Origin of the sequence: Sandarakinorhabdus sp., assembly GCF_040398645.1 — a bacterium.
In the GTDB taxonomy this organism is placed as follows: Bacteria; Pseudomonadota; Alphaproteobacteria; order Sphingomonadales; family Sphingomonadaceae; genus Sandarakinorhabdus.
This window is the reverse complement of record NZ_JBBATR010000047.1, coordinates 13,640-18,258: the sequence shown is the minus strand read 5'-3', so window position 1 is coordinate 18,258 and position 4,619 is coordinate 13,640. Positions and strand designations below refer to the sequence as shown.

The following is a 4,619-nucleotide window of genomic DNA, read 5'->3' as shown; positions in this document are numbered from 1 at the left end:
TCCGGCGAAGTCGGCGTGACGCGGCTGTCATACGCCGCGATCAGCTTGCCATCCTTGCCGACCAGATATTTGTGGAAATTCCACTGCGGCGTCTTGGCGTCACCCAGCGTGTTTGCCGCCCACTTGTACAGCGGGATGGCATTGGCACCTTTCACCACGGCCTTTTCGGCCATCGGGAACTTGATGCCGAACTTGGATTCGCAAAACTGCTTAACTTCGGCGTTGCTGCCATATTCCTGGCCACCGAAATCGCCCGACGGCACGCCGATCACGGTGAAACCCTTGGCCTTGTAGCTTTCGTGCAGCTGCTGCAGGCCTTCATATTGCGGGGTGAAACCGCACATGGACGCCGTGTTGACCAGCAGCACCACCTTGCCCTTGTACTGCGCCATCGGCATCGGCTTGCCATCGATGGTCTTCAGGGTGAAATCGTGCATGCTGCGCGGCACCGGCGCGGCTGCAACCAGAGCAGCCATGGCGGCGGCGGCGAGCGTGATCTGCTTCATCATGTCTTGGTCTCCCGTCCTGTTATCGCACGGGCATTACCACGGTGGGCGGCGCCTGCGAAGTAATCTGGTGACGCAGGGCGCTCATGCAGGGCATCACAGCGGCGCGCAGGCTTGATCCAGCCACGCCTGATCAGCGGCATCAACCAGCAATGGCCCGATTTCGGCCACCACGCGCGCGTGGTAAGCGTTCCACCAGCCGCGTTCCTGCGCGTTGAGCAGGTCCAACGCCACCAGCCGCCGATCGATTGGTGCGAGCGTCAATTCGCGAAAGCCCAACATGGCGCGTTCGGCGCCGGGCACATCGCGGGTTTCGACCAGCACGAGATTTTCGATGCGGATGCCGTATTCACCGGTCTTGTAATAGCCCGGCTCGTTGGACAGGATCATGCCGGGCTGCAGCGGTTCGTCATTGCCGGGCTGCGCCGACCATGCCGCTGCGATCCGCTGCGGGCCTTCGTGCACCGACAAATAGCTGCCCACGCCGTGCCCGGTGCCATGGTTGTAATCGAGGCCGGCCGCCCACAGATGCTGGCGGGCCAGCGCATCGAGCTGCACGCCCTTGGTGCCGGCCGGGAACACCGCGCTGGCCAGGGCGATATGGCCTTTCAGCACGCGGGTGAACCGGTCCTGCATTTCCGGCGTGGGCGTGCCGATGGCCAGCGTGCGCGTCACATCGGTGGTGCCGTCGCGATATTGCCCGCCCGAATCGACCAGATAAATACTGTCCATGCGGATCGGCAGGTTGGTTTCTTCGCTGACCCGGTAGTGCGGCAGCGCAGCGTTGGGGCCGGCCGCCGAAATCGTGTCGAACGACAGATCCTCCAGGCTGTTGGTTTCGTTGCGAAACTGGCGCAGGCGTTCGGCGGCGCTTAACTCGTCAAGGCGGCCCCGCGGCGCTTCGCGGTCGAACCAGGCCAGAAACCGCGTCAAGGCTGCGCCGTCGCGAACATGCGCGGCCTTGGTGCCGGCGATTTCCACCGGATTCTTGATGGCGCGCGGCAGCACGCAGGGGTCGCGGGCTTCGATGATGTGCGCACCGCCGGCCTCCAGGCCTGCAAAAATCGCCGCCACGCAGCCTTGCGGATCGGCCGCAACCACCTTGCCGGCCATGGCGCGCAAGGCAGTATCAAAGGCCTCCCGCGGCTGGCAACGCACGTCGCTGCCCAGATGATCGCGCAATGCAGCGCTGATCTTGCCGGGCGCAATGAACAGATCCACGCTGGCATCGGCATGAACGATGGCAAAGGCCAGCGCCACCGGCGTGCGCGCCACATCCCGGCCGCGAACATTGAGCAGCCAGGCAATCGAATCCAGCGCCGCAATCACCACGGCATCGGCGCCGCGCGCTTGCAGCCAGGCCGCCACGTCGGCGCGTTTGTCTGCGTGGCTGCGGCCGGCGAACTGCTCGTCATGCACTTCCAATGCCGCTGCCGATGGCTGCGGCCGATCAGTCCACGCGGCATCTATCGGGTTGCTGGCCACCGCCACCAGTTCCGCGCCCTTGGCGTGCAGCAGCGCAGCGGTCCCCGCTGCCCATTGCCGCGTGTGCAGCCACGGATCATGGCCGATGCGCTGGCCCGGCACGGCGTGATCGGCCAGCCATTGCGCCGCGCTGGTGGCGGGCACATCCTGATATTCAAATTGATCGGCGGGCACCTGCTGGCGCACCTGCACCGTGTAGCGGCCATCGGTGAACATCGCAGCACGGCCGTCCAGCACCGCCGCCGAGCCAGCCGAGCCGCCAAAGCCGGTTAACCACGCCAGCCGCTGGGCATATTCGCCGACATATTCGCTCATATGTTCATCGGTGAGCGGCACGACAAAGCCGGCAAGGCTTTGGGCGGCCAGCGCGGTGCGCAAGGCGGCAAGGCGGCCCGAAACGGGTGCGCTGGTGGTGGACATGGCAAGTCTTCCCTATATCTGTGACATATTCGATAGGCGCACTGCCCGCGCGCCTCAAGCACGGGAACCTGATTGATGCGCTGTCTTGTGGCCGCACTCGCCATATTGTTTTCGTTCACCGGAGCCTCCGCCCAGATGCAGCCCCCTATCGCCGCCAAACGCTCGCACAGTTTCACCCACCACGGCATCACCGTGCAGGATCCGTACAACTGGCTGAAGGACCCCGGTTATCCCAAGGTGGATGATGCCGATGTGCTGGCCTATCTGGCCGCGGAAAATGCCTATTTCGATGCGCAGATGGCGCCGATCGCCAGCTTCAAGGATCAATTGTTCGAGGAGCTGAAAGGCCGAGTGCAGCAGGATGATGCCTCGGTGCCGGTGCCAAACGGCGCGTTTGAATATTGGTGGCAGTTCAAGCCCGGCGATCAATATCGCACCTGGCTGCGGCGGCCAAAGGGCAGCGCCGCTGCGCAAGTGCTGCTGTCCGAACCCGATCTGGCCACGGGCCATGATTATTTCCGGCTTGGCGCTCAGAAGGTCAGCCCCGATGGCAAGCTGATTGCCTATGCCACCGATACCGATGGCAGCGAGCGGTTCACCATCCGCATCCGCGACATTGCAGCAGGCATGGATATCGAAACTGTCACCAAGGTGAGCGCCGGCGGCTTTGAATGGTCAGCGGATTCCAGGGCCATCGTGTGGACCGAAGTGAATGACAATTGGCGGCGCATCAAGGCGCGGCTGCACGTGCTGGGCCAGACCAGTGAAGACCGCGTGCTCTATGAAGAAACCGAGGACAAGGGCTTTGGCATATCGGTTGGCAAAAGCCAGGACGGCCAATGGCTGATCATCAGCACATCCGATCATGTCACCAGCGAAATGCGGCTGGTGCCGGCGGCCAACCCGGCCGCAGCGCCGCTGCTGATCAAGCGCCGGCAGGCCGGTGTGGCCTATGAGGTTGATGTGCGCGGGCAGGCGCTGTTCGTTCGCAGCAACGATACGCATGTCAATTTTCGGGTCGCCACTGCCAGTCTGGCGGCGCCGGCGGCATGGACGACACTGATTGCCGGCACGGACCGTGATTACATCACCGGCATCAGTGCTTTTGCCTCCTACCTGGCCGTGCAGGGCCGCCGCGACGGGCTGGACCGGATCGTGCTGCGCAAGGATGACGGCAGCGAGACCGTGGTGCCGTTCACGGAAAGCGCCTTTACCGCCAGTATCGGCAACAACCTCGAAGCCGATGCGCCGCTGCTGCGGCTGAGCTATTCGTCGATGGTCACGCCGGCGACAGTGTTTGATTTTGACGTCAAGGCCGGCACACTAATCACCCGCAAGGTGCAGAAGGTGCCATCAGGCTATGACGCCAGCCAATATGAAAGCCAGCGCATGTTTGTCACCGCGAGGGACGGCGTGCAGGTGCCCGTGGCGATCGTGTACAAAAAGGGCTTCAAGCCGGACGGCACCGGCAAGCTGCACCTTTACGGCTACGGCGCTTATGGCATCCCGACCATGCCGAGCTTTTCGGCCAATCGCCTGAGCTTGCTGGGTCGCGGCGTCGCCTTTGCCATCGCGCAAATTCGCGGCGGCGACGATCTGGGCTATGGCTGGTATCTCGATGGCAAATTGGCCAAGCGCGCCAACACGTTCAACGATTTCGTCGATGCCGCCAAGGGCCTGGTTCAGGCCGGCTGGGCCGCGCCGGGGATGATCTCGGCCAGCGGCGGTTCGGCCGGCGGCGAATTGATGGGCGCCATCGTGAATCAGGCGCCGCAGCTGTTCCGGGCCGTGGTGGCGCATGTGCCGTTTGTGGACGTGCTCAACACCATGCTCGATGACAGCCTGCCGCTCACGCCCGGCGAATGGCCGGAATGGGGCAATCCGATCACTTCGCTGGCGGATTTTGAGCTGATCCGCAGCTATTCGCCTTATGATCAGGTGCGCGCACAGGCCTATCCGCCGCTGATGGTCACTGCCGGGCTGAACGATCCGCGCGTCACCTATTGGGAGCCGGCCAAGTGGGTCGCCAAGCTGCGGGCCACCAAGACAGATCAGAACATGCTGATCTTCAAGACCAACATGGGCGCTGGCCACGGCGGCAAATCCGGGCGCTTTGCCGCGCTGGACGAACTGGCCGAAGAATATGCCTTCATCCTGACGCAGTTTGGACTGGCATCGGCAAGTGATGCCGCATCGGCAAGTGATGCC

The 4,619-nt window shown here is 63.5% G+C and carries 3 protein-coding genes; 1 reads left to right on the top strand and 2 read right to left on the bottom strand.

The window, feature by feature from the left end:
• Positions 1-509: glutathione peroxidase (locus ABWP50_RS10375; RefSeq protein ID WP_353217916.1), on the bottom strand; the 509-nt coding region annotated here is incomplete at its 3' end.
• A 93-nt stretch (positions 510-602) separates the two neighbouring features.
• Complete coding sequence (locus ABWP50_RS10370; RefSeq protein WP_353217915.1) at positions 603-2,411, bottom strand: M24 family metallopeptidase; 1,809 nt, start codon at positions 2,409-2,411, stop codon at positions 603-605.
• Positions 2,412-2,546: 135 nt separating this feature from the next.
• On the opposite strand from ABWP50_RS10370, the gene ABWP50_RS10365 reads away from it, so the two are divergent.
• Positions 2,547-4,619 (top strand): S9 family peptidase (locus ABWP50_RS10365; protein ID WP_353217918.1); only part of this gene is annotated, 2,073 nt, incomplete at its 3' end.